The organism is Stenotrophomonas riyadhensis (assembly GCF_040256885.1).
In the GTDB taxonomy this organism is placed as follows: Bacteria; Pseudomonadota; Gammaproteobacteria; order Xanthomonadales; family Xanthomonadaceae; genus Stenotrophomonas; species Stenotrophomonas riyadhensis.
Map to the genome: position 1 here is coordinate 1,899,176 of NZ_CP155568.1, position 24,564 is coordinate 1,923,739.

A 24,564-nucleotide genomic window follows, 5' to 3' on the forward strand; every position below is an offset into this window, starting at 1 on the left:
GTCCGAACCGCCGCCGCGCTCCGGGTCTCCGGGCGCGGCGGTTTCGCAATTGCAGGACGTGCAGGCGTGCCAGAACGCGTTCTCGCTGCCGAAGGGCTGGCAGGTGCAGGCCGCAGGCGAACAGCGCTGGCTGCTGAAGGGCACCGGTGAGCGCCCGTTGCAGGTCATCCTGCGATGCGTTACCGATCTGGGTGACAGGCTTGAAGACCCCGTGGTCACGGCCGAGCTGGGGCCGCTGGAGCCGAAACGGATGAGCGCGCAGTCCGCTTTCTGGGGCAACGCCGTGGATTCCGGTTACCCGATGCACGCCATGCAACGGCGCATCGTGCCCGGCACCGAAGTGCAGGAAATCGCCGAGCTGCCGCGCGCTGACCGCTCCAACCCCAACGCACCGCATGGCCTGCTGATGCTGCGCTGGGACGAGGAAGACACCTCACATATTCAACAACGCGAGGCGTTCATCGCCACGCTGACGCAGAGCCTTGAAGCGCCGGGCGCTGCGAAAAACACCACTGGAACGGCACCATGACCAACATCCATAACGACAAGATCCTCATCCTCGATTTCGGCGCGCAGTACACGCAGCTGATCGCCCGCCGCATCCGCGAGCTGGGCGTCTACTGCGAAATCTGGGCGTGGGACCACAACCCGGCTGAGATCGCCGCGTTCGGCGCCAAGGGCATCATCCTGTCCGGTGGCCCGGAATCGACCACGCTGCCGGGTGCCCCGGCCGCGCCGCAGGAAGTGTTCGACAGCGGCCTGCCGATCTTCGGCATCTGCTACGGCATGCAGACCCTGGCCGCACAGCTGGGCGGTGCCACCGAAGCCGCTGACCAGCGCGAGTTCGGCCACGCCGAAGTGAACGTGATCAACCCGGATGCGCTGTTCAAGGGCCTGAGCGACCACGGCGGCGAGCCGAAGCTGAATGTCTGGATGAGCCACGGCGACCACGTCTCCGTTGCGCCGCCGGGCTTCACCATCACCGCCACCACCGACCGCATTCCGGTGGCCGCCATGGCCAACGAAGAAAAGCGCTGGTACGGCGTGCAGTTCCACCCGGAAGTGACCCACACCCTGCAGGGCCAGGCGCTGCTGCGCCGCTTCGTGGTGGACGTGTGCGGCTGCCAGACCCTGTGGACCGCCGCCAACATCATCGACGACCAGATCGCCCGTGTGCGCGAACAGGTGGGCGATGACGAAGTGATCCTGGGCCTGTCCGGCGGCGTTGATTCGTCCGTCGTGGCCGCGCTGCTGCACAAGGCTATCGGCGAGAAGCTGACCTGCGTGTTCGTGGATACCGGCCTGCTGCGCTGGCAGGAAGGCGACCAGGTGATGGCGATGTTTGCCGAGCACATGGGTGTGAAGGTCGTTCGCGTGAATGCCGCCGACCGTTACTTCAGCGCGCTGGAAGGCGTGAGCGACCCGGAAGCCAAGCGCAAGATCATCGGCAACCTGTTCGTTGAGATCTTCGACGAAGAATCGAACAAGCTGAAGAACGCCAAGTGGCTGGCGCAGGGCACCATCTACCCGGACGTGATCGAGTCGGCCGGCAGCAAGACCGGCAAGGCGCATGTGATCAAGAGCCACCACAACGTGGGCGGCCTGCCGGAGCACATGAAGCTGGGCCTGGTGGAGCCGCTGCGCGAGCTGTTCAAGGACGAAGTGCGCCGCCTGGGTGTTGAGCTGGGCCTGCCGCGCACCATGGTCTACCGCCATCCGTTCCCGGGCCCGGGCCTGGGCGTGCGTATCCTGGGCGAAGTGAAGCGCGAGTACGCCGAACTGCTGGCCAAGGCCGATGCCATCTTCATTGATGAGCTGCGCAAGGCGGATCTGTACGACAAGACCAGCCAGGCGTTTGCCGTGTTCCTGCCGGTGAAGTCGGTGGGCGTGGTGGGCGATGCGCGCGCTTATGAGTGGGTGATTGCGCTGCGGGCCGTGGAGACGATCGACTTCATGACGGCGCATTGGGCGCATCTGCCGTATGAGTTCCTGGGTACGGTGAGCAACCGGATCATCAATGAGTTGCGGGGGGTGTCGCGGGTTGTCTATGACATCTCGGGGAAGCCGCCGGCTACTATTGAGTGGGAGTGAAATCAGGTCCTTCGAGGACTATCGCCTAGTATCGAAAAATTGCCGTAACGTGTTGATTTGAAAGTAAATACGTCACGGCAGCTATCGGTGGCTATCGCCGGCCAGCGGAACAGGTTGGCGGGAAAAGTGGCGGTAAGAACCGAAGGCCAGATTAAGACCCTCCCGTTCACTATTGAGACCAAACCGGTCTTTGACGGTAAAAGTCTTCTCTGGAAAGCTGATTTCATGCGGCTTTCCGGGCATCAGCAGGTCTCCTGACCCCTGACGGTAAAAGCCGTCGCCAACAGGAGGAAAACCTCGATGCTTACCGACACCGCACTGCGTAATTTGAAGCCTAAGTCCTTGACTTATAAGGCTTCTGACCGGGATGGGATGTGCGTGACGGTATCGCCCACCGGTACCGTCACCTTCCGCTACGATTGGCTGCAAGCCAAAGGCAGCTATTCGCTGGCCAAGGACGTTTTCGAAGTGGCGCGGGTGGCCTTGCAGGTCAACGTTGCGAAGGAGGGGCGGCGCGTGCCGCGCTCGGTGTCCAAGGCGCTGGAAGCCTTGGTTGGATGACGCAGGTACAACAAGCTGACCATGAGTGACGACGATACCGGCACAACTCCGATAGAGATCGACAAAGTTCGAGCCTCAAAGGCGGGCCATGCCTTTCATGAAGCTTGGGCCGCGCGCACCGCTCTTGAACTCCTGCCGCCGTCGACCGACCTTACTGCGATCACGCTCGAGGGCTTCGATGAACGAGACGAACAGAGCTTGGGAACGGGTGCGGTCGAGATTGCCGATCTTGTCCGGTACCACGGCGCTACCGATGTTGCCCGGGCGCATCGAGTCACGGTCGTTCAGTTCAAGTATTCGATCGCAAGCGCCGCCACGGCAGTGCGAGCTGCTGACCTGGCATCAACTCTTACCAAGTTTGCCGTGACCGATGCTGAGCTTCGAGCAACGCATGGCGATGATCATGTTCTCACCGTGGTCCGGTATGAATTTGCTACGAACAGGCCCATCCACGAGAACTTGGGGAAGGCGATCGCGGCGGTTGTCGCAGGCACGCAAGAAGCCGGTGATGTCGCCCGCCAAGCAGGCCAGATCAGTGACGCTCTGAAAGAGTATCCCCATCCCTTTGCAGACCTACTGCGGCGATTGGAAATGGTCGGTAGCAAGGGAAGCTTGATAGAGGCTGAGCGTGCGATCTCAACGACGCTCGCCGCATGGAGCGAACCAGGGGACCCGGATGCGGAGAAACGCCTGCTCAAGTTGCGGAATCTCATCAGGATCAAGGCCGGTCCCGGTAGTGAGGCGGACAAACGAGTTGATCGGGTAGCTGTATTGGCCGAGCTGGAGGTAGAGCACGAGGACCGCCTGTATCCCACGCCCGATGCGTTCCCCGAGGTTGAGATAGTCATTCAGCGTGACGTCCTTGGCGACATTGCAACCCTGGCCCGCGAAGCTGGTCTTCCTCTCGTGGTCCATGCTGCGGGCGGGATGGGTAAGACTGTCTTGATGCAAGGCCTCGCCGATCGATTGCGAGCCGATGGTCCCGTTGTGCTCTTCGATGGCTTCGGTGCCGGTCGCTGGCGGGATCCTGCCGACGGTCGGCACCTCCCGGAAAGGACGCTTGTCCACCTTGCCAATCTCATGGCGGGGCAAGGCCTGTGCGATATTCTGTTGCCAGTGGCGGACGTCACGGGCTTGCTGAGGGCGTTCCGCCGGCGGCTCGCCCAATCGGTGGAGACTGCTCGGCGAACTCGCAGCGATGCATGTGTTTCATTGGTGCTCGACGCAATCGACCACGCCGGACTTGCCGCGCGGGAAACCGCGACCTCGTCGTTCGCACACCTTCTCATGCGCAGCATCAGCGTCGATCCAATCGACGGCGTTCGCATCGTCGCATCGTGCCGGACTGAACGGCTCGCACTGGCAACCGGCGATGCCTCGCACCGTCCGTTCACGGTTCCACTGTTCACTGACGCGGAAGTACGTTCCCTCGTCGAGCAGCGCGTGGCGGATGCTTCGGCCGACGAGATCGCCGCTCTGCTGACACGGTCAGGCCGCAACCCACGCTGTCTCGACAACCTGATTACGACCGGACGACCGTTTGATCCCGTGTCTTTCCCTGACGCTCCGGGAGAGCCGCAAGATCTGCTCGACGCGCTGCTTCGCAAGCGTCTCACCGAAGCGCGCGAAACTGCACGCGCCCGCGGTGCAAGCGATGCGGACATCGACCTCCTGCTCACAGGCATCGCCATACTGGCGCCCCCAGTTCCCATTGAAGAGCTTGCTGCGGCACATGGTTTGATCGCGGAGCAGGTTGAAAGCTTCGCGGCCGACCTCGCCCCCTTGCTAGAGCGAACGCCTCACGGCCTGATGTTCCGCGATGAGCCGACCGAGACCCTGATCCGATCGAGCTATGGCGCGAGCCAGGCCGGTCGAGATCGTGTTATCGCCGCTCTCCAAGAGCGTCAGCTCACCTCAAACTATGCAGCCCGGGCGCTGCCAGCGTTGCTCACCTCGCTACGCGATGCCGATCAGCTCATCCAGCTGGCCTACGATTTGCGTGTTCCCCGAGGGGCTTCACAGGTAAGCGCACGCGACATCCGTCTATCGCGAATTACTGCCGCGATAGCACTGGTGGGAGAACTGAAGCGGCGCGACGATCTTCTGCGCCTGCTGCTGGAAGCGTCGATCGTTGCCGCGGGCCATGAGCGATCCGACCGCTTCCTCTACGAGCACCCAGATCTCACCGCAGTGGCGGGTGACCCCGAAGCTTTGCGACGGCTTTCCGCGACCAATGTTGGCTGGCCAGGGGGGAAACACGCCGCGCTTGCACTTGCGAACGCCTTCGCCGGGGACCGAGACGAGGCCCGTCGCCACGCCCGGCGATCAATCGATTGGCACAATTGGGCCGCGCATACCAAACGCAGCGCTCGCTTTCGCGAATCGAGCACCTCAAGGCAATGGGACGATATTGGCTTCGCCTATGTCGAGATGCTGGCGGGCAATGACTTGCGCGTTGCGGAGTTCTTCGCCCGTCGAGAAGACGATGTGGCCTTTACCAAGTTTCGGGACTTGTTCGATCTTTTGGATCGACACCAGCATTCGGCGCATCCGCCAAAGAAGCGCATCGCAACGCGGCTCTTGCGTTGTCGACTGCCATCTCGCGCACTCTACGCCGCTGCGCTTCCATTTTTTGGTCATGACCCATCCCACGCCAGAAGGCTTGTCGCGGCCCTTGCGGCCGCAGCTTCTGCGAAGGGAAAGAGCGAAGGCTTGGCGATGGCCAGCGTGCTGGCATCAGCGCTGGCGATAGAACTCGGCATGGAGAGAGAGGCGGCAAGCATCCTCGCTGGAACTGCATTTACATCGCCAAGCGTCTATGACTATTCCAGTCAGTATCCGAGCGACCGTGCGATCCACGTGGCCGTACTGGCCGCCGGTGTTCGAGCCGCCTTGAGTCGGAAGCGTGCCGCCTTGATTGACATAGCACCGGCGGAATTCATCGGATTGGTGCCTGCAAGTGCCCGATCGCGGGGCGCAGCGACCTTCAGTCGAGTGCTTAACCAGAAGCTGGCGGCGCCGAAGTTCGATGGGACTCGGCGCCGACGGAAGAGGCATGGTGGACTCGATGAGGAGAAGCGATCGAAGTATTCGCGCGCGCTTGCCAGCCGGATCTTGCCGATGCTGAGCTATGCACAGGATGTCGCCGACATCATTCGCCTGCCCAAGGGAAAGACGCGGGACGAAGTGGTGATCACAGCCTTTGACCGGCTTGTCCGTGATGTTGAGCAGTCATCCAACTATCCGTACCGCGACGGGAAGGCGTATCTCGCGCGAAACGGTTTCCGAGTGATTTTCGATCTTGCTGATGCGTTAGGTGCGTTCAATGCCTCGCTTGCGAAGCGCATGGCCGAGTGGGCGGCGAGTGCGCCAGGCCTATTCACGCCGGAGCTGACCAATGCGGTTGCTCGACTGTCGCGCACCCCCCAGTGCCACGATGCTGCGCTCCTTCTTGCCGGCCATATCGAGCGCAAGATCCAACTCGATACCGATGTCGGATCCAGAATCTCATCCTACGGTGATCTCGCTCGCGCAGCCTGGCGAGTAAGCACTGAAGAGGCTTCAGCGTATTTTCGCCGTGCGCTCGATCTTGCCGAGGCCATTGGATCGGATGACTTCGATCGTACCAATCACTTGCTGGAGCTGACCGGCCACTATTCGGGTCCCGAACTTTCGCCGGCGGCAGCGCACACCCTGGCGCGTATCCTCGAACTGAATCAGAACGAGGATGGTAAGTTTCCTTGGACTGAATACGCGAAAACGATGGTGCCGATCGCTGGTCGGGCGATGTTGGCTACGTTGGCACGGCTGGATGATCGTGACGCCGCTCGGCTCGGACTGTCGCTCGGCCCAGCGTTAACTGTCCTCGTTCGTGATTCGAAGCTCTCTGGTGAGGCCGCCGTCGCTCTGTTTGGCTTGGCTGCTCCAGTCGAAACGTGGACGTGGCACATCTGGGGCTTCGCGTCAGAGGTCATTGGTCGCCTACCTCAAGAGCGACGGGAATGGTTCTTCGACCTCCTTCTGGTCGAGATTGATCGTGAGGATCAACTGTCTCCGGCGCGAGAGACGATCGAAGGGCTACGTGACCTGGCTGAGCGCAGTCTTCCTTCCACTTCTCATGCTCGAACACGAATTGAGGGCCTGCTCACTCGCCTTGGACCCCAATCCGAATCGCGAACGGTCATGTCTCCGTCAACCGCGATGGAGCCGCCGGTCGTCTTCCCGGTGGACCTCACGGACTCGGACGACATTGACCGCCAGATTCTCAACGAGGAAATTGATCATTCGGGGCGGCGCTGGCCGGTTCGGACACTGATTGATCTGGCTAGGCGAGCAAACTCGCCCGCCGAACGCCTCGGATTCGTCCGCGCGGTCGTTGAAGCAACCGCTGCCACGCTTGCCGACAAAATCCACGCGCTGGACGACTACTTGGAGGAATGGGGCAGGTCATCGGCGGCGATGCGCGATGCTCTGCCTGACTTGGGACTGCGCCTGGCCACCAAGCACGCCGCCGAACTTGCCAGTTCAAGCACTGACGCGTGGGGCGGCTGGCGCGGACTGGAGAAACATTTCCATGCCGACCGCGCAACTCTTGTCGAGCACGTAGTTGCAGCGCTCCGGAGCACCGCAGACAGCCTTGGTGGCAATGCCTGGCTCGCACTTGCCGCGAGACTGGCGTCTGACGTCAGTGCCAGCGCCATTGCGGAAGGCCTCGAACGGTTTCTGGCAAGTACAGGTGAAAAGCTGCCGTCCGAAGTTGGGGACGGGCCGTGGGACACTCGTTTTGTGGTTCCCTCCGACGAGGCGACATTCGTGGCGGGGCTCGTGTGGGCAAGGCTCGGCCATCCCATCGCGGCAATGCGCTGGCGTGCAGCTCATGCGGTGCGGCGCTTGGTGGTAGCCGGACGCTGCGATGTCGTTGAACGACTGATTGAGCTTTTTGGGTCTGCTCAGAGCTTGCCTTTCGGCGATGCGAAGCTGCCTTTCTATGTAATGCATGCGCAGCTCTGGCTGTTGATAGCGCTCGCTCGCGTAGCGAAAGACGCTGCTCCCGCACTTGCCTCCCATCGCGCGTTCTTCGAGCGGATCGCCTTTTCCGCCGAGTTTCCGCACGTCGTCATGCGCGCGTTCGCGATAGACATACTTCGCGAGCTTGCACAGACCCTTGCACCCGAAGAGCGCGAAGCGCTTATCGCCACGCTCGGCCCCGCAAAACAGTCGCCTTTCCCATTGGTTCCTCGAACTGACTACCGTGAGTTCCGGTATGCCCCCAGGCCAGATGCCTCGCCGCGACCAGAGGACGGCTTCCACCTCGACTACGACTTCAACAAATATCAGGTCGAGCGCTTGTGTCACGTCTTCGCTTGTCCAGGCTGGGAGGTGGAAGACCGCATCAACGCATGGGTGCGGCGTTGGGACACAACTGTCCGAGGAATGCACGATTGCCCACGTAGCAGAAGCGAAGACGCCTCTTGGTCGTCGGGATACGTTCCGAACCGAGATCGGTACGGCGGATATCTCGGATGGCATGCGCTCATGCTTGTTGCTGGTGAGTTGCTGGCGACACGGGCGGTAGTCGGCGAGGACTGGGATGGTGATGCTTGGGCCGCGTTCCTGAGGGAATACACGCTGTCAAGAAGCGACGGTCTCTGGCTTGCTGATCTCACCGATCCGTTTCCGCTCGACCTTACCAAGGAGGCGGAAATGCCTATGCCGGAGAGCGGTGAGAGAGGCACAGTTCGCGAAGACAGCAATTTGCTGGCGCCATTGCTCGGCTTGTTGGACGGCAAGGTGGTGACGGATTGGCTTCCGGTCGCAGGACGTTGGTCGATCGGGCGCGACACAACAGTCACGCTTCAAAGCGTACTAGCGAATGCCAGCGACGCGCGAGCGGTGGTCATGGCCGTAGTATCAGCGGAAGCATTCTTTAGATGGCTGCCTGATGATGAAGATGAGATTGCCCGTCACTTCGGCGGCGATGGTCACACGGTTCAGTCATGGGTCGAAAAGACACCGAACACCGAGCGCCAACTCGATCGACATGATCCCTATGGTGCCACTACCGCACTCGACAGGCCTTTCCCATCAGATTGGACGCGAGATCTGTTGGGGACTGTCGCGGATGATGAGGCGATCCGCCGCTGGTCAATCGACGGGAGAGCAGCCTATCGCGCCGAAGCATGGGGTGCTGAGGGGGGGCGGGGTGAGTACGCCTGGAGCGAGACTGGATACCGCTTGTTCGTCAGTCGTGGCGCCCTGCTTTCCCTGCTCCAGGTATCTGAGCGTAGTCTCGTCGTCTCTCTCACGCTCCAGAAATACCATAAAGGGAAGTCGAGTGGACGCGTCGGGGACACCAGCGGCTTTACCCATCGCGCACTGGTGGTTGTCATCGATGAACGCGGCCAGATTTGGTCGCCGCGAGGCCTCTCTCGACAAGCCAAGGGCGCTCTTGCGACGCTCGACCCTGACCGGCGGCGCGATTTCTATCCGCGGTTCCGCGCGATTGCAGGCCTGCCCGATGAATGGCTATCTCGGCGCAACGATCCACCGATTAGCGAGGAGCAGTATCGAATAATCATTGAGCGCCTTTCGTCCGAATAAAGGGCGTCCTCACTCCTCACTTGAGCCTGCCCGGACAGGGCGGGTTTTTCGTAAGTGGACGTCCGGTTTCGAGACACCGTTGCGTGGGGTTTGCTTGCGCTGCTCGATCCATGCCTCCACCTCGGCCAAGTCCCACACGACGCAGCGCGGCGTCAGGTTGAAGCGACGTGGGAATTCGCCGCGGCGCTCCATCTCGTAGATCGTCGTTTCGGCCAGGGGGACGATCTGCCGCAGTTCCTGGCGGCGGATTGTGCGCCGGAAGGGAAGGGCGCTGCGTTTCGGAAATTGCGGCAGCGCCTCATAGGCTTTCGTGCTCGGCAAGGGGAGGGACTGGCCTGCGTCGATGCCTGGTGCGTTGCGTGCGTGAGATAGGTCTTCCACCTAGAACTCCATGAGTACGTCGCATGGAGACATGGTGACGTTCAGCACCTATCGCGACAACTTGCTGCAGCGTAGCGCGGCGAACTCAATGCGCTCTTGCAATGTCTTCTGGCTTCACTCGGCGGTTACTGCGAGGCAGTGGCGCTCTTCTTCGGCCACGAGCTGCTGCATTGCGTTCAATTCAATGGCCTGCGCCGACCTGCGGCGGGCCTCGACCTTTTCAGATGTCATCTCGGATTGAAATTCGGTCTGCATGCATTCTCCGAGCACGCGCTGGAATTCCAGTTCATCGGTGCGAGCGAAGAGCACGCGTCGATGCGCGTCGTCGATCAGCATCAGTCTTACAGGATTCAGGCGCAGCAAGTGGCGCCAGCGGCGATCCATCGACACAAAATAGGGAATGAAGAAGGAGCCGACCTGGCTGGCTGTGGCGATTTGCTCCATGACGCGGAGCAGCGTCATGTCCCAGGCCATGCCACGAATCTTCTGCAGCATCTCAGGGGAGCGGCCCATGATGGGGCCGAAGAATGGCGACCCCTGGTTGGAGGTCATGCCGCTCCAGATCAGCCGCATTTCGGTGAGTGGGATCGACCCTAGCCTATGGATACTGAAACGGAGCAATTCACGCAGGATGCGATTCTTGTCCTGCTTGCGTTCTTCATGCCAGAGTCGAGCGAACCGCAGTAGCAGCGCTTGTGTTCCGGCGCTCTTGGCTTCGTGATGATCGATCTGCTCACTGGCTTGCAGATCTGCCAGGAAAGCTTCGGCATCGGGCCGAAGCAGGCCCTTCAGGGCCTCGTATGAAGTATCGAAAGCGAAGTGACCGGGATCGTCCCGAAAGTCGTCCCAATCCAAGTGGTCGAGCATGCGGAAAGCGATCAGCGTGTTCAGGGGACGCTCGTTGGAGGGCTCGTCGCGGGCCAGTCGCGTGTTCTCGATGAGGAACGGCATCACGTCGAACTGCACATGGCGGTTTCGAGCCTTGAGCATGAGAATCTCGATGACCCGGTCGCGATCAGCTTGCTGAATGTTCTCGCCGGCGATGACTGCGCGCAGCTTCTCTGCGAAATTCGAGTCGAAGCTCAGAGAGAAGTCGATCAGCACGTTCGAGCTGCCGCCAGTGAGGCGGGCTTGGACGTTTGCTCCGGCTGACATAAAGAACGCACGCGGCCCTTCAAAAAAAGGGGTCACATAGTCGCTTGAGGACGCGCTGAGACCGAGGTCCAGATCGACCGCACCCGGAGCATCGGTGCAGATGACAGTGCGAATGGACGCGCATTCGGCAGCGCGGTGTGCCTCGATGGAATCGAGTGCAACTGCGTCACGGTTGAGAAGGGCCGACAACAGAGCGTCGGCAACAGGAATATCGAGCATGAACTTCTCTTGGGCTAGATCTGAAGGGGCGTGGAAGGTTGCATTGACGGCTCACTTCTTCTCGGAGAGGCGTTGAAATTGAGTTGCAGCGAGCTTCGCGGACACCTTCAGCGAGTCCTTATATTCCGGATAGCCGGAAACCATGTCGCAGAAATAGTTGTGATATGAAGCGAGCCACGCGAACTTCGAAAAGACAGCCGGAACTGCGGCATAGCCTTTCAGTGCCGATTCGATCTGCTTCTTATGACGGCGAAGAGACTTGTCATCGAGGTAATCTCGATCGTCGCCTTCGATAATGCACTCCGTCAGATAATTCAGGAAATAGCGACCATCAGGGCCCTTCAGCACATCCCTGAGTTGGGGGGCGATCTCACCAGAGTAGTAGGTGAGATGCTTATTCACCAGCTTCATCGTGTTGTCGCACAGAACGACGACGGGATTGACTGCCACCTTGCTCTCAAGACGATAGGCCTCCAGCAAGGCTGCGCCATACACGCTGTTCTCATCTATGAACAACTGATCTACCGCTAGGCCGCCGCGGATGAAGAAGCCTTTTAACGCCATCTGAAACTGATATTCATTGATGGCCCAAAGGATGAACCCGAACTCGGATTCCATGTCATCGCTAAACCGGGGATGGGCTAGCACCACGTTGTCGGTGAATGATTTGAAATAGAGCATCGATTCATCGGTGCTCTTCTTAAGCTGGGTGATGCTTCTGGCGAGTATTTTGTGAAAACTCTCTAGCACATTGTCCGCACTGCCGTCCTTGTAGCTGGCACGAATCCTCTCCGAGAAGCCCAGGACATCCAGAAAGGCGCAATAAGACAGCCGATGCACGGGCTTGCCGGCAGAGAAGTAATCGGACTTACCTTTGTTCTGTTTTTTTGTTGCTTTCATCATCGAATCGAAAGAATTGCTGTGAGTTTTGTAAGCATAGCGTTTGTTCGTTTTGCGCAGGTCGTTTATTTCGCGTTGAAATTCGGACGTCTCCGGCCAACGGAGCATGCCCGGTCGCGCTGTCGTGCTGCGCATCGAGCCTCGCTGCGCGATTCTCGCCCCCTACGGGCTTCCATCGTCCCCTCGCTTCGCTCGGCTGACGCCTCCGGCCCGGCTCGCTGATCCGGGCCTGCGCGCTCCGCTTGCGCCAAAAGCCGAGGGTGTGCAGTGGGCGGGTGTAGGCGGTCTTGCTGTTCCCTTCATCGTATCACGGCGTTCTCGCCGTCAAGGGCGGCGCGCGCTGGTGCGCGCTTGCGTCCTGGCGGCCGTCTGGGACCCCTGACTGCTTGCGCTGCGCCGTGCTGGCGACGGTTCCGGGCAATTCCGCCCGAGCAACCGGAGCACGATCATGTCGCAACTGTCCTTTTCCTCGTTCGATGCCGCGCTGATGGTGCGCGATTCGCAGGGCCACTACCCGCCGGCGACGGCTGACCAGATTCTGGAAGCTGCGCGCCAGGTCATCGAGCACAAGATGCGGCGCGGTGCGTTGTTCAGTTCGGCGATGGAGGTCAAGGACTTCCTGCGCGCCAAGCTGACCGGCTTCGAGCATGAGGTGTTCGCCGTGCTGTTCCTCGATGTGCAGCATCGCCTGATTGACTACGCCGAGATGTTCCACGGTACCATCGACAGCGCATCGGTCTATCCGCGTGAAGTGGTCAAGGAGGCACTGCGGCTCAATGCGGCGGCGGTCATCGTTTCGCACAACCACCCGAGTGGCAGCCCCGAGCCGAGCAGCGCTGACAAGATGTTGACCCAGCGACTCAAGGAGGCGCTCGCCTTGGTGGACATTCGCACGCTGGATCACATCATCGTGGCGGGCAGCCTCGCTACATCCTTCGCCGAGCGCGGTTTGATTTGATCAAGGGGGCTTTGGCCCCTTTTGCTGCGCCTTTGCGACTATCTAGCTATGCGGATACGGCGCAACGAACTCCGCGTGCAACCGACACATGGCGCAGAATCGGGAGTAGTCGTCACTTAATTTCATCGCTTCTTTCGTTCGTTCTACCAGCATATCGAAGTTGATTTCGTGCATCTTCTTCTTGTGATATCGAGTCATCACGAACGACGCGCCACGCGGTGCGCCTTCAGGTGCACCGACCAACCCAAGCATCCCGTGGGCAACGTGATTGCGGGCTTCATTGAGAGGTTCGGTACGCTTGAGGAGTTGCTTCAACTCGTCCATTGCGGGCGAGCCTGGCACTTGTTTGATCTTCTCTGCGATCGAAACGAGACGATCGGAGAACGTCTTATTGAACCAATTCACCGACAATTCTTCCTTGAACACATCTACGCGGATTCGCCCTAGAAGCCAGTCGATCTCATTCATGGAAAAAACGATTCGACCAAGGTGATTGGCCCATACCTGTCGGTCACTGCCCATAGCAGTTTGCACCATCGTCACTCCCTATATTTTGAGTGTTTCCGGCCTATGGCCAGCCACTCTGTTGTATTTCACATCGAGCTCGATCTTGGGCCTCGATCGCTGACGACTACAGCCCACGCCCACCTAAGCGGTGACTTGCCGCTATGCCCCATTGCTGAATATTTCATCAAATGTCGAGTGATTGAAAAATTCGTCCGTGGCAGGAGCCGAATAGTTGGGTACGCTCGAAACATATCCACAAAATGTTCCGAACGTGGGATCTCGCCCCAACGCACCCGGTGATGTGACATTCGCTTGATAAAGCACGGCGGCACTCGGGTCTATGAAGCCGGTGACGATAAAGCAATTCACCACGAGCTCGGAGCAGAAATAGCTGCCTTTCTCGATAGGTGCGGGAGCATACGTTCCGTTAAAGAACGCATGGAGCTGCTCAGTGAGGGAAAGCTGGTGAACTTCGCTTCGCTTCTTGAAAGTCGCTATGTCGCGCAGGTTGTATTTCGCTTTAGACGCCACGATGGAATCAATAAAATCGTTCATGGCTTGAATGCGCTCTGGAGGTCGCCACGCATCAGGCTGACGAAATACGGCGACGTGATCGTAGCGATTGATGATGGCTTCTATCTGAACTTTGGATACGCCCCCTAAAACCGTTGCCTCTGCTGCGACGCTAGAGCTAATGCAAATTGCGGCGTGCGTGTATTCACTGCCTGTAACGTGAGTAATGCCTTTACCAACCGGGTCGAGTTTTTTGTCTTCATAGCAAAGCAGAACATCGCCCGCGCGAAGTTCACTGGCGCACATCATCTTCATTCTTCCCCCGTCATCGAGCGCAAGTCGCACATATAAGAGTATAGAATAAACGAATAACTTGTGCGTCTCCGCATTGCGGATCGCGCTGCTCCAGGTTCGCTATCCGCTCATCCCTGACGGGACTGGCATACGCCAGCCTTCCACATCCCTGACGCCTCCGGCCCGGCTTCCAGCTTCGGGCCTGCGCGCTTCGCTTGCCGTGCGGTCTGCACACAGGGAAGGCCGTTGCCATGTCCAGCCGTCTTCCCTGACTTCATCACCTTGTCCGCGACTGTAGCCCGCGGCCGTGTGCCATCAAGGCGCGTAGGGCCGTGTCCTCGGCTGCGCCTGCGGGCCGCACCAACCCTGCGCTTGTCTCCTTGACGGCCCCCGTCCGCGCGCTCCTGACCGTCGCGGGCGATGAACTCAGGAAAGACGGTGGCAACAGGGCCAACCGGGTTCCTCGTGCCGACCGCACCGAACAGCCGAAAGGCTGGGCTCCGAATCTAGGAATCCGGTGTGCGCTTTCTTCAACAGCCAAGTCAGGTTCGCGCATCATGGGCAAGTACAACAGCCAGGTCAGCTACGGGCAGAGTCGCGTGCAGGTGGTGTGGAACCGGATCATCCTGCCGGACACGTCTTCGCTGACCATCGACAACCTTGTGGGCACCGACCCGGCCGGCTACTCCGGCCTCGAAGATGGCGTGGACTACCACTGGGGCCGCATCGTCGCCGGCGCGGCACTGACGACGCTGCTGGGCGTAGGTGCCGAGCTGGCCGCGCCCGAGAACCGCCAGGACGGCAACCGCATCGTGATCGCGGGGCGCGACAGCGCCCAGGACAGCATCAACCAAGTCGGACAGGAGATGACCCGGCGCAACATGAACATCCAGCCGACGTTGACCGAGCGGCCGGGCCTGCCGGTGCGGATCATCGTCAACCGCGACTTGGTGCTGCGGCCGTACCAGCCGATGTTCTTCAACCGGGGAGCGATGCGATGAGCACGGGTAAAAAGCTGCGGCTCGGGCCGCTGCCGAAACTGGAATCCACGAAGATGACCTTCGCGTGCCCGGCCAGCTTGAAGGCCGATCTTGACCGCTACGCCGCACTGCACGCGCAGACCTATGGCGAGGCGGTCGATGCCACGACGCTGATCCCGCACATGCTGGAGGCGTTCATGGCGGGGGATCGGGGGTTCAAGAGGGGAGGGCAGGCGACTCTGAAGCTGGCAACGAAGTGAGGATTGGAAGGAGACCGCTACGCTTGTCTGCGCTATCCTAGAAGGCGATTGACGATGGTGTTGCTAGAGTCGTCGCCCCGCAAATCTCTCCATCTTCCGCGCCAGACGAAGCTCTTGTCGGACGACGGTAAAAACGACGGTAGTGGCCCATGTCGATCATCGCAAATCCCTTTATCCACGCGGACTTGCGAGACCTGTTGATGATCGAGTGGGAATGAGTTGAGAGAACAAGGGCGCCGAGAGGCGCCCTTGTTGTTTCAGCTGCGAATCATTTCAATAACAAAAGGAGCAAATTTTTTCTGTAGCTTTGGCGTCATATGGCTCGAGCCTGAATCGCGAGATGGTGATCAGAATCCTGCGTCGGTGAGGTAGCTCTTCGCTCCGGCCAGTTATGGTGGGACAGTACCGTAGGATTGGGCGTTGCGCTGATCCTTCTCCAGCGAGATAGGCGCGTTCGATCATGGTGAAAACCCAATCGCTTGGCCCGCCAACGAATCTAAGCCTCGCGCGTCGGAAGCGCATGACTGCTTTCGTCAAGTCGCAGTTTTCTTGGTGCACTGCTGTAGTTCGATCTGCGGTTGTGGCAAGTTGAGAGGGGGGGGGGGGCGCCTGTCGGTATAGCTGCACTATTGAGGTGCAATTCACTGCGTGCTAGGATTTTTTCAAGTGCATACGCCGAGCCATAAAATGGATGAGAAAAGGGCTGAGCTGGTTCGAATTCTTGGGGAGTTCTGGGATGAGAATGAAATCCCTGGCGACGGGGATTGTTCGGGCGTCGGCGGTCTTGGTGCCTCGATGGATTCTCTCACCGCTGTCGAGGTGCTCGTCGAGCTTGATAAGCTCTACGGCAAGAAGATTCCAGTAGATTCGGTTATTCAGCGGGGCGGGTACAAGGACAAGGATGAGTTTGTGCAGAAGCTCGCGGAAAGTGTGGAAGAGGCTGTGAGGAGTGCTAAAGCATGACCTCCTCTGACGCTTCGACCTGTTCGGAGCGATTGCAGAGGGCCCGCGAGTACTTGGGGTTCTCCGAAGCTGAAGTCGCGAGCGCCCTCGGTATTCCTGCATGTCATGTTTCCCAGATCGAGGCTGGAGTTCGTGATGTTGGTGTTGTTGAGTTAAGAAAGTTATCTCTGCTTTATCGTGTCACTGTGGAGTATTTGCAGTCCGGTCGAGAGGCTGAATCCGCTGGTCCAGTGCAATTCTCTTTCTTGGCTCGTGCGATAAAGGGGCTGCCGCAGGAAGATGTAGATGAGGTTTCTCGTTTTGCTGAGTTTCTAAAGAATTGCTCAAATTGAACTAAGTGCGAGTAGGGAATGCTCAGCTATCAGAAGAATTCGGCGCTACGTGCTGCAGGCGTAATCAAAGAGTTCGGTGCTGACTCGAGAATTGCCGAACAGGGTTACACTCGGGTTGATCCGGAATGGATTGCTGCTCAGGCAGGCGTTGTTGTCATCCGTCGACCGATGAAGACCCTCCTTGGTGCCTTCGTTCGGGAAAGTGCGCCGGGGATTATTCTAAATTCACAGAGGCCGTCAGGGCAGACGCATCTTACGTGCGCGCATGAGTTGGGGCATTTCTTTCATGGGCACTCTTCTGCGGCTGATGATCGGATTCAATACGGGCAGGGTGCGTCCAAGTCTGAGCTTGAAGCGGACTGGTTTGCATACAGCCTCTTGACCTCTAGGTCGACTATATCGCTCGCTATGCGGCGAAAAGGTTGGACCGTGAGTTCATTGAAAAATCCAGAGAATCTCTACCAGCTTTCACTTAGAGTTGGAGTGAGTTACACGGCAATGGCGTGGAGCTTGGTCCGCTTAAGTATCTGGAATCGTTCAGATGCTGAGCGTACCCAGGCAGTAGAGCCAATTGAGATAAAAAGAACAATTTTGGCGCGACAGGACTTTGATCCTAGGGCTGACGTCTGGCTTCTTGATGACGGTGATCGCGATTTGGTTCTGGAACCCGCGATGGGTGATCAGGTGGTTCTATCACTACCGAATCATGCTCCCTCCGGCTATCTCTGGTCAGTTGAAGACGTCCGCAGCGAGGGTTTCCGTCTGGAGCAGAAAATGGAATGTAGCAGCAATGAGCTCATTGGCTCGCATGAAACCCAATCTCTCCTTCTCGGGCCGGAAAATCGCTGTAAATCGGCCGGCCGCAGACTGCCATTTGAGCTGAGTGAGCGGCGCCCTTGGGAAGCTGCTGCGGTGCCGATATCGACCTATGCTTCGTCATTGAGCTTCGAGGCAACTGGAGATGGGCTTTCCTCTGCAGCTAAGCTGGCCCTAGCTAAAGGTATATCGGCATAATGATCGTCACGCAGGAAGTTTCGGCGCTGCTTGCGTTGGATGCCAGGGACCAGGGACTGCGTCGTACGTGCCTCGCCTTCTCTCTCTGCGCACTGGGCCACTCTGCTTCCCCGCATCCGGAGGGGCTCAGTCCAGAGTACCTATATCTAAATGCCGCGAGATCAATGCCCAATTGGTTCCCTGGGTTAGGCTTAAGTCTCCACGCGGCGCTGGCTGCCTCTGGAAGTGTGGCGCTCGATAGAGATTGCCCGTATAAGCCCGAAGATCCGATGCTCCCTCTTCCGCCGTTGCCTGCCCCCCTAGACTGCTATGGGCATCAGGCCGGGGAATTATCGACCGATGTAGGGGTCCTTTCGGCTGAACTCCAACAAGGCAGGGCAGTTGGATTGGGATTGATGTTGACTGAGAACTTCTACCGTCCAGTGGAAGGTCGCATCAAGGATGGCGGGAATGTTGTTCCAGACTCTGGGCATGCGGTTGTTGCGGTGGCCTTGGGAGTCGAAGGAGGGCAGACCCACTTTCTTATCAGGAATAGCTGGGGTGGGGGGTGGGGGACTGAAGGAAAGGCGTGGATATCTTCGTCATACATCGCGCAGCACACGATTTGCGCATTTGGAGTGTAGGAATGGCAAAGCTATTTACCGGCGACAGGATTGCACCAGTTTGGCTCACGGCGTGCCGTTCATTGCATGCTGAGAATGATCGTACTGCGTTAAATTACGTGCTGGAGATAACCAATCCGAGCGAACTGCTGCCGCCGGACCAGATTATCTATGACACTGTCGACTTGGCTCTACGAACCCACACGCAGGATCTGGCTTTGGCGACTGTGGCGGGCACAATTTTTCCGGATCGAATGTACCGAAAGCATGGCCGACCGGGATTCTATGAGCACTACTTGGACGCGATTCGGCGAGGGAAGAAGAAGGGGACCTGGGGGACATACGCTTGGAGATTAATGGAGCGTCGGGATCCTGGGACGGATCAAATGTTCAATCCCCTTGAGAGGGTAGTGAGAAAACTCCGAGCAGCTCAGAATGGGGCGGAGTGGAAGGCTGTTTATGAACTTGGCACCTTGCAGCCGGAGGACATGGTCGCATCTGAGGCGGGTGGCCCATGGTGCGAAGTACCTATATCTGGGCCGGCATCTAGGCCGAACAGAAACTTGCCTTGCATGAGTCATCTTAGTGTCAAGTTGTTCGATCAGCGTGTGCACGTAACAGCATTTTACCGCGCACATTCGTACGCGGCGCGGGCTCTTGGGAACCTTGTTGGCATAAGTCGCCTGCAGTCTTTCCTGGCTCGCGAATCAGGGTTCGGGATTGGGACGCTAACGTGCATCAGTTCACTTGCGAATCTCGATGTCGAAGCATTTGGTGGTGCTCGGGCAACGACGGCGCTGCTCAATGGTTTACCGCCTTAAAAGGAAGATTACGATAAGCTCAGTGTGCCCTGATATATATGAGATGGAGACTTCCACTCTCGCCCATATGCATCATGCATCCCTGCGCGAAAAGCCCTGATCCCGCCATAGCTTGGGTGTCGAATGGTGGTGACTTTTACGTCAAATCTGGAAGCGTATGCGCCGGCGTCTTGCCCGATTGCGATAATTTGGCGAATTCCTAACCAAGAAATTAGGGTCGCGTTGAGGTCCTCAACTTCTCGAAGCTCCTTTGCGGTAAAACGACGATTGCTAAGTTGATTATCAATCTCATGTGGATGCAGGGGGAATACATTCCACAGAAATGGCGGGACGGAGAGTTGCTTTAGAATGGACCATATCTCATCCGCCGTTCTCTCCGCGACAGCAGGTCCTCGCGTTGAACGCTTATAGGCATGACCTGGATACAGATCATTCATCGCGATCAGATGCACTTCATCCGTGAGCGCAATTCCTGTTCGCCGACCTCCTCGATGGCCCAAATCCCTGCCCATCCAGATGGTGTCAACGCCGAGCTCCTTTGTCGAGGCTAGGTAGGCTCGAAGATTCTTGCGTCGTATAGACGCTGCGTCAGAGAGGTCGTGGACGGGGCAGGTGTCGCAATAGGGGTTGAAAACGCCGCTCATCTTCAGAGACGCGATTTCACGGACAAAGCTCGTTGGTGTCATTTTCGTTGGTCGGTTGGAGCAATGAATTTTAGCGTGTGATCAATCATGTTAACTGTCACGGTTCCCCCTTTATTTCGGATTAGTTCCCTGAATACTTCAAATCCAGATAGAATGGCTAGTTCCCACTGCCATAGTGGGCATGAGCCCACTTCGTAGCCATCAACCATGCTGCGAATTTGCTTCAGCAGGCTAAAGTCAAGCTTTCCTGGTTTAATGCCCTCGTAGAAGTCACGATCTTTGGCGTGATTGAAGATCCATGTTGCAATTCCCTCTTCAATAATCATGGCGCGCGCGCCGTCCTGATTCTCATCGATTACGGGGTTGGATTTTCTCTTCAGTTTCAAAAGTCCGCGAAGTACAGGGGACCAGCCAAGATAGGCGACATAAGCGAGATGAAAGATATCGTGGAAACGATAGCCGTCCGGTTCATTGCTATTATCAGTTAATCTATCCCCGATGTTAACCTGGCGCAGTCGTTGAACTACATAAGGATAGGTTGAACTTTGGCGTTCAATAAATTCAATGCTGAACTCTCTCGGAAATCTCTCATGCTCCTCGTAGATTGATTCAGGATCGAATAGTGGATGAAAACTCAATTTGGCTGGCCAGCGGTCCGCGATCTTCGCAAGGTTCTCGCGAGCGACATCTTCAGTTCGGAGTTCAAATGCACTGCACGCTAGGGCCCACTCAGAGAATATTTTGCCGAGATACGTAGTCGCGGCGGGTAAGGCCATTGCCTTCAGTTGCTCCTTAGCTGTCGCTGCTAACATCCCTGCTGCGTTCGCGATTGAGCCCAATTGCTGGGTGCGCGTGATATCCCATTGACCGTGGCGGGAGTCCAACACACCATCAATGTTCGCAAAAGTGATCGGGGCCGCTGGCAATTTGGCAATCTCGTTTGCACGAGTGCGAAGAGTGCTGATGCAAGCCTCGCCAAGCGAGTCGGGAGCGATACCTAGGGTGCGAGCAACCCCGAATAGGTACCAGAGCGCATCTCCAAGCTCTTCGCTAGCCAGCTCGCTCTGACTCTCGGTAACCTGGTCTCGAATGCTTCGCTTGACTGACGAAAGTAGGCTGCCGATTTCTCCAAAGAAGCCAAATCTAAGATTATCTAGTTCGTCGTCAGAGGCCGTAAATTTGTTGGACTCGCTACTTCGAAGTGAATATTCGGGTAGTGAAAGGATAGAATTTCTTCGCTTGGCTAGATTCACGGAAGTTCCTTCTTGTCTAGAAACCAGTTGGCCAAAAATCATCCTGAACTATGGATAGTTCTCGCTTGAGTACTTTGCATCTATTGATAATGGTTGGTCGGTCTGAATCTATTGCTCCGAGCTTTAGTGCATTATCGCGAATCTCCATTGTTATGTCATAATGCGGATAGCGGCAGTTCTCTTGAAACCAGCTGCGTTTAAGTCCTAGGCGTCTCGCAAATGAGTGGAGCTCCTCAAGTGAGTCAGCTGCCATGTGGCACCAGAGCTTGTCCCGCCAGAAGATGGCTTCGGAGTCAACATAGACGGCCATTCGGTTGCCTCCAAGGTGGAGCTATAGTATGCACTATCCCGGCGCCACGTGCTTCGATGGCGCTCGTGTGATTGCTAATCCGCGCGCCTGAAGTATTGCGCGACGTCGTGGCGCTTTGGATCCCGAACGGAATCTATGCTGGACATACTGGTCTGCGCAAGGAATGGGGCTGCGACTGACTTTTCTAGAATTCAGTTCATGGGTGCTGTGCGGCGCCCCAAAGTAACCAAAATGCAGCTTGTGCCAGAGGTTGTGATCGTGTCGATTAAGTCAATGTGCATGGTCGCGCTTTTTTGTCCATCTCGAAAGAGATGGGGTGGAGTGACAAGTTTTCACCATGCATGAGGGAGGCTATTCTTGATTTGCTGGCGGTTTACTCCGGCCTAACCTCATGACAAGCCCACTCAACCAACCCCCGGCAAGCCAGGAACAGCCCATCCACAACGCCCTCATCCAAATGCCGTTCCGGGTCCGCTGCCACCCGGCAGCGGTCTGCCGCGTGCAGCAGCTCCAGTACCGTCAGCGCTCCCACCATCGCGCGCTCGCTCCTGGCCAGACTCACGCGTCGGCCGGGCGATACGTCGATTTCCGGCCAAGGGTGTCCATCTGCTCCCTCGCATCCACGCATGCGCTTGAGGATGCCGAGCAGGGAGTTCAGGTCGGGCAGGGGAGTGTCGTCGTTGATGGGCTCAACAACGGTGTACGAAGAGAAGGTGTCGGACTCGTTCATGGCGTCGGCTTCCGTGGCTGTGCTTAACAGCGCCACCGCGAAGAGGTGGCGGACGATGCATGGCTGCAAACCGGGATGAAGTAGCGTCATAGAACCGGTGGATCCGAAGATCCCCACGCACCGCCCGCCAGAAAGGCCGACGGATTGCCCGCCGGCACCGGTTAAGGACGGTGCCGACGGGCAAGCGCAAACTACAGACGCGTACATCAATGCGGGTTTGCAGACCCGGCCACCCCTTGTCGGTGGCGCGTCATGGTGTTTACGCCGCCGCTCCGAATGCCAATAGAAATTCGCGAAGGAATCGCAGAATCCGAGAGCGAAGAACTATTGTTGCACGCACCATTCGTGCAGCACGCGACGCCAGCAGACGTATTCGCGCAGCTGCTCTGCTGATGGCGAATCAAAGTGGCGCAATCGCCCATGCCACAAGCGAATAGCGCGACAGCCTTCTTTGCAACAGTTCTTAGTCCGCCTCGCCAAGCAGCGGCACGCGATCAGCCGCACATCCCGAAAAGCGGTTCAAACCCGACACCGCCAACGAGCCTCCCAACTTCAACCAACGCGATCCTCAGCCGCATTCCCCACCAACAACTCAATCATCGCCCGCGCCGCCGCCGACTGCCGCCGATGCGGTGCATAGATCACCGAGAACGGCCGCGACCGCCCACGCAGCTGCGGCAGCACTTCCACCAGTTCCCCGCGCTGCAACCGCTCGCGCACGATGAACTCATAGCTCTGGCAGATGCCGATGCCCTGTTCGGCCAGCGACACCACCCCCAGCACATCGTCGGAAGTCTCGATGGACGAACGCGGCAGCCAGTCCACGTCGCGCCCGCCGTCGAGGAAGATCCACGGTGCCAGCCGCCCGGTGCGCGGCATCACGAACGGCAGGCACAGGTGCTGCTGCAGGTCGTCCAGCGTCTGTGGCGTGCCGCGGCGTTGCAGGTAGTCCGGCGCGGCCACCAGCACCAAAGGCGCATCCTCCAGCTTCCGCCCCACCAGCCCACTGTCCGGCAGCTGGCCCAGGCGGATGGCCAGGTCGAAGCCTTCGGCCACCAGGTCCACGTTGCGGTTGGTGATGTTCAGTTCCACCTGTACCTGCGGGTACTGCTGCGCAAAGCGCGCCAGCACGGGCGGCAGCCGGTAGTGGCCATAGGTGGTGGGCACGCTCAGGCGCACGCGGCCGGCCAGCGCACCGTCCTGGGCCAGTACGTCGCGCTCGGCGTCGTCCAGCAGGCCGAAGGCGGTGCGCACTTGTTCCAGATAGAGCCGCCCGGCGTCGGTCAGGCCCACGCGGCGGGTGGTCCGCTGCAACAGCTGCCGGCCCAGCCGCGCTTCCAGGCGGGTGACCGCGCGGCTCAGCACCGAGGGCGTGGTGGACAGCGCCACCGCGCCGGCCGTGAACGAGCCGTGCTCGACCACCGCCAGGAACACCTCCACATCGCCCAGGTAGTCGAACTTGCGGCTCATTTGGCTCTCCGGGGAACAGATGTTTTGCGATGGGGCCAATTTATCGCCGCTGGGGCGATGAATAAAGTGGCCGCCATTCCCCGATAGGAGCTCCCCATGAACCTGATGACCCGGCTGGCCGCAGCGCTTGCCCTGACCCTGGCCGCAACTGGCGCGCATGCCGCCAACGTGCTGGTGGTGCTGTCCGACGAAAACCACCTGGACCTGAAGGACGGCAAGGTGCTGCCCACCGGCTTCTATCTCAACGAGTTGATGCAGCCGGTCAAGCTGCTGCTGGACGCCGGCCACGAGGTGACCTTCGCCACGCCGCAGGGACGGGCGCCAACGGTGGATGCCTCCTCGGTGACGCCGGCGTACTTCGGCAACGATGCCGCGCAGCTGACGCTGCACAAGGATCTGCTGGAGAAATTGGCGCTGACCTCGCCGACGGCCTCGCCGGTGGTCAGCCTGGCGCGCATCGAGCAGCAGGGTTACGCGCGTTTCGATGCGGTCTACATTCCCGGGGGCCACGCGCCGATGCAGGACCTGCTGAAGAGCCCGGCGCTGGGCCGCTTGCTGGCCGACTTCCACCAGCGCAACAAGACCACCGCGCTGGTCTGCCACGGGCCGATCGCGCTGCTGTCCACGCTGCCGGATGCCAGTGGCTTTGTGGCAAAGCTGGAAGCGGGTGCGACGCCGGCCACGCCGAAGTGGATCTACAGCGGCTATCAGATGACGGTGATCAGCAACCAGGAGGAAGAGCAGGCCAAGCCGCTGCTGGGCGGCGGTGAGATGAAGTTCTACCCGCAGACCGCGTTGCAGCGGGCGGGCGCGAAGTTCAGCAGCAACGCCACGCCGTGGACTGGGCATGTGGTGGTGGACCGCGAGCTGATTACCGGGCAGAACCCGGCTTCGGCGCTGGAGGTGGGGCAGCGGTTGGTGGAGCGGTTGAAGTAAGGCCGATTCTGCATCGCATGCGGTGCCGTGGCACCATGGTGGGCTGGCCTCGTCCTTCCGGGCGGGGCCG

At 58.9% G+C, this 24,564-nt stretch carries 19 protein-coding genes and 2 pseudogenes; 12 read left to right on the forward strand and 9 right to left on the reverse strand.

All coding sequences use genetic code 11. From position 1 onward, the window contains the following. The first annotated feature begins 49 nt into the window (after window positions 1-49). The 4 genes and pseudogenes from SriyCCGPB3_RS09035 to SriyCCGPB3_RS09050 all read left to right on the forward strand — a co-directional run bounded on the left by SriyCCGPB3_RS09035 (window position 50) and on the right by SriyCCGPB3_RS09050 (window position 9,252). Window positions 50-529, forward strand: coding sequence for a hypothetical protein (locus SriyCCGPB3_RS09035; RefSeq protein ID WP_350260364.1), 480 nt, complete (start codon window positions 50-52; stop codon window positions 527-529). Beyond that, window positions 526-2,091 (forward strand): glutamine-hydrolyzing GMP synthase, encoded by a 1,566-nt coding sequence (guaA, locus tag SriyCCGPB3_RS09040; protein ID WP_054171531.1) that lies wholly within the window; start codon window positions 526-528, stop codon window positions 2,089-2,091. The genes SriyCCGPB3_RS09035 and guaA overlap by 4 nt, the downstream gene beginning before the upstream one ends. A 300-nt stretch (window positions 2,092-2,391) precedes the next feature. Next, window positions 2,392-2,514: pseudogene (locus SriyCCGPB3_RS09045) on the forward strand (Arm DNA-binding domain-containing protein); the annotation flags it as partial. A gap of 159 nt (window positions 2,515-2,673) precedes the next feature. After that, window positions 2,674-9,252 carry a hypothetical protein gene (locus SriyCCGPB3_RS09050; protein ID WP_350260149.1) on the forward strand — a complete coding sequence of 2,193 codons (6,579 nt, stop codon included), beginning with the start codon at window positions 2,674-2,676 and terminating at the stop codon, window positions 9,250-9,252. Between the two features lie 9 nt (window positions 9,253-9,261). Here SriyCCGPB3_RS09050 and SriyCCGPB3_RS09055 read toward each other — a convergent pair whose 3' ends face one another. The 3 genes from SriyCCGPB3_RS09055 to SriyCCGPB3_RS09065 form a co-directional block, all read right to left on the reverse strand. Further along, on the reverse strand, window positions 9,262-9,633 hold the full coding sequence (locus SriyCCGPB3_RS09055) for a helix-turn-helix transcriptional regulator (protein WP_350260150.1): 372 nt from the start codon (window positions 9,631-9,633) through the stop codon (window positions 9,262-9,264). 114 nt (window positions 9,634-9,747) lie between these two features. Next, entirely contained in the window at window positions 9,748-11,007 is a 1,260-nt protein-coding gene (locus SriyCCGPB3_RS09060) for a hypothetical protein (RefSeq protein WP_350260151.1), read from the reverse strand. A gap of 51 nt (window positions 11,008-11,058) precedes the next feature. After that, complete coding sequence (locus SriyCCGPB3_RS09065; RefSeq protein ID WP_350260152.1) at window positions 11,059-12,042, reverse strand: hypothetical protein; 984 nt, start codon at window positions 12,040-12,042, stop codon at window positions 11,059-11,061. 313 nt (window positions 12,043-12,355) lie between these two features. Here SriyCCGPB3_RS09065 and radC point away from each other — a divergent pair, with 313 nt between their 5' ends. After that, window positions 12,356-12,865, forward strand: coding sequence for a RadC family protein (gene radC / locus SriyCCGPB3_RS09070; RefSeq protein ID WP_350260153.1), 510 nt, complete (start codon window positions 12,356-12,358; stop codon window positions 12,863-12,865). A gap of 42 nt (window positions 12,866-12,907) precedes the next feature. Here the strand turns inward: radC and SriyCCGPB3_RS09075 are convergent, their stop codons facing one another. Together SriyCCGPB3_RS09075 and SriyCCGPB3_RS09080 are read right to left on the reverse strand one after the other, a co-directional pair. Beyond that, entirely contained in the window at window positions 12,908-13,333 is a 426-nt protein-coding gene (locus SriyCCGPB3_RS09075) for a hypothetical protein (RefSeq protein ID WP_350260154.1), read from the reverse strand. Window positions 13,334-13,531: 198 nt separating this feature from the next. After that, window positions 13,532-14,191 carry a YiiX/YebB-like N1pC/P60 family cysteine hydrolase gene (locus SriyCCGPB3_RS09080; RefSeq protein ID WP_350260155.1) on the reverse strand — a complete coding sequence of 220 codons (660 nt, stop codon included), beginning with the start codon at window positions 14,189-14,191 and terminating at the stop codon, window positions 13,532-13,534. Between the two features lie 533 nt (window positions 14,192-14,724). On the opposite strand from SriyCCGPB3_RS09080, the pseudogene SriyCCGPB3_RS09085 reads away from it, so the two are divergent. The 6 genes and pseudogenes from SriyCCGPB3_RS09085 to SriyCCGPB3_RS09110 all read left to right on the forward strand — a co-directional run. Then, window positions 14,725-15,180: pseudogene (locus tag SriyCCGPB3_RS09085) on the forward strand (TrbI/VirB10 family protein); the annotation flags it as partial. Then, complete coding sequence (locus SriyCCGPB3_RS09090; protein ID WP_350260156.1) at window positions 15,177-15,419, forward strand: DUF2274 domain-containing protein; 243 nt, start codon at window positions 15,177-15,179, stop codon at window positions 15,417-15,419. The pseudogene SriyCCGPB3_RS09085 and the gene SriyCCGPB3_RS09090, both read left to right, overlap by 4 nt. A 687-nt stretch (window positions 15,420-16,106) precedes the next feature. Further along, window positions 16,107-16,382, forward strand: coding sequence for a hypothetical protein (locus SriyCCGPB3_RS09095; RefSeq protein WP_350260157.1), 276 nt, complete (start codon window positions 16,107-16,109; stop codon window positions 16,380-16,382). Then, on the forward strand, window positions 16,379-16,714 hold the full coding sequence (locus tag SriyCCGPB3_RS09100) for a helix-turn-helix domain-containing protein (RefSeq protein WP_350260158.1): 336 nt from the start codon (window positions 16,379-16,381) through the stop codon (window positions 16,712-16,714). The genes SriyCCGPB3_RS09095 and SriyCCGPB3_RS09100 overlap by 4 nt, the downstream gene beginning before the upstream one ends. A gap of 18 nt (window positions 16,715-16,732) precedes the next feature. Continuing rightward, on the forward strand, window positions 16,733-17,728 hold the full coding sequence (locus SriyCCGPB3_RS09105) for an ImmA/IrrE family metallo-endopeptidase (RefSeq protein WP_350260159.1): 996 nt from the start codon (window positions 16,733-16,735) through the stop codon (window positions 17,726-17,728). 395 nt (window positions 17,729-18,123) lie between these two features. Next, entirely contained in the window at window positions 18,124-18,351 is a 228-nt protein-coding gene (locus tag SriyCCGPB3_RS09110; protein WP_350260160.1) for a C1 family peptidase, read from the forward strand. Between the two features lie 1,482 nt (window positions 18,352-19,833). On the opposite strand, the gene SriyCCGPB3_RS09115 is transcribed toward SriyCCGPB3_RS09110, so the two are convergent. The 4 genes from SriyCCGPB3_RS09115 to SriyCCGPB3_RS09130 all read right to left on the reverse strand — a co-directional run bounded on the left by SriyCCGPB3_RS09115 (window position 19,834) and on the right by SriyCCGPB3_RS09130 (window position 23,558). Then, entirely contained in the window at window positions 19,834-21,048 is a 1,215-nt protein-coding gene (locus SriyCCGPB3_RS09115) for a nucleoside triphosphate pyrophosphohydrolase family protein (RefSeq protein ID WP_350260161.1), read from the reverse strand. Window positions 21,049-21,064: 16 nt separating this feature from the next. After that, window positions 21,065-21,358, reverse strand: coding sequence for a DUF4031 domain-containing protein (locus SriyCCGPB3_RS09120; protein ID WP_350260162.1), 294 nt, complete (start codon window positions 21,356-21,358; stop codon window positions 21,065-21,067). Window positions 21,359-21,731: 373 nt separating this feature from the next. After that, a complete protein-coding gene (locus tag SriyCCGPB3_RS09125; protein WP_350260163.1) occupies window positions 21,732-22,088 on the reverse strand; it encodes a hypothetical protein in 357 nt (118 codons plus the stop codon). A 552-nt stretch (window positions 22,089-22,640) separates the two neighbouring features. Next, window positions 22,641-23,558: a LysR family transcriptional regulator gene (locus SriyCCGPB3_RS09130; protein ID WP_350260164.1), complete on the reverse strand. Its 918-nt coding sequence runs from the start codon at window positions 23,556-23,558 to the stop codon at window positions 22,641-22,643. 96 nt (window positions 23,559-23,654) lie between these two features. On the opposite strand from SriyCCGPB3_RS09130, the gene SriyCCGPB3_RS09135 reads away from it, so the two are divergent. Beyond that, on the forward strand, window positions 23,655-24,494 hold the full coding sequence (locus tag SriyCCGPB3_RS09135; protein WP_350260165.1) for a type 1 glutamine amidotransferase domain-containing protein: 840 nt from the start codon (window positions 23,655-23,657) through the stop codon (window positions 24,492-24,494). Window positions 24,495-24,564 lie beyond the last annotated feature (70 nt).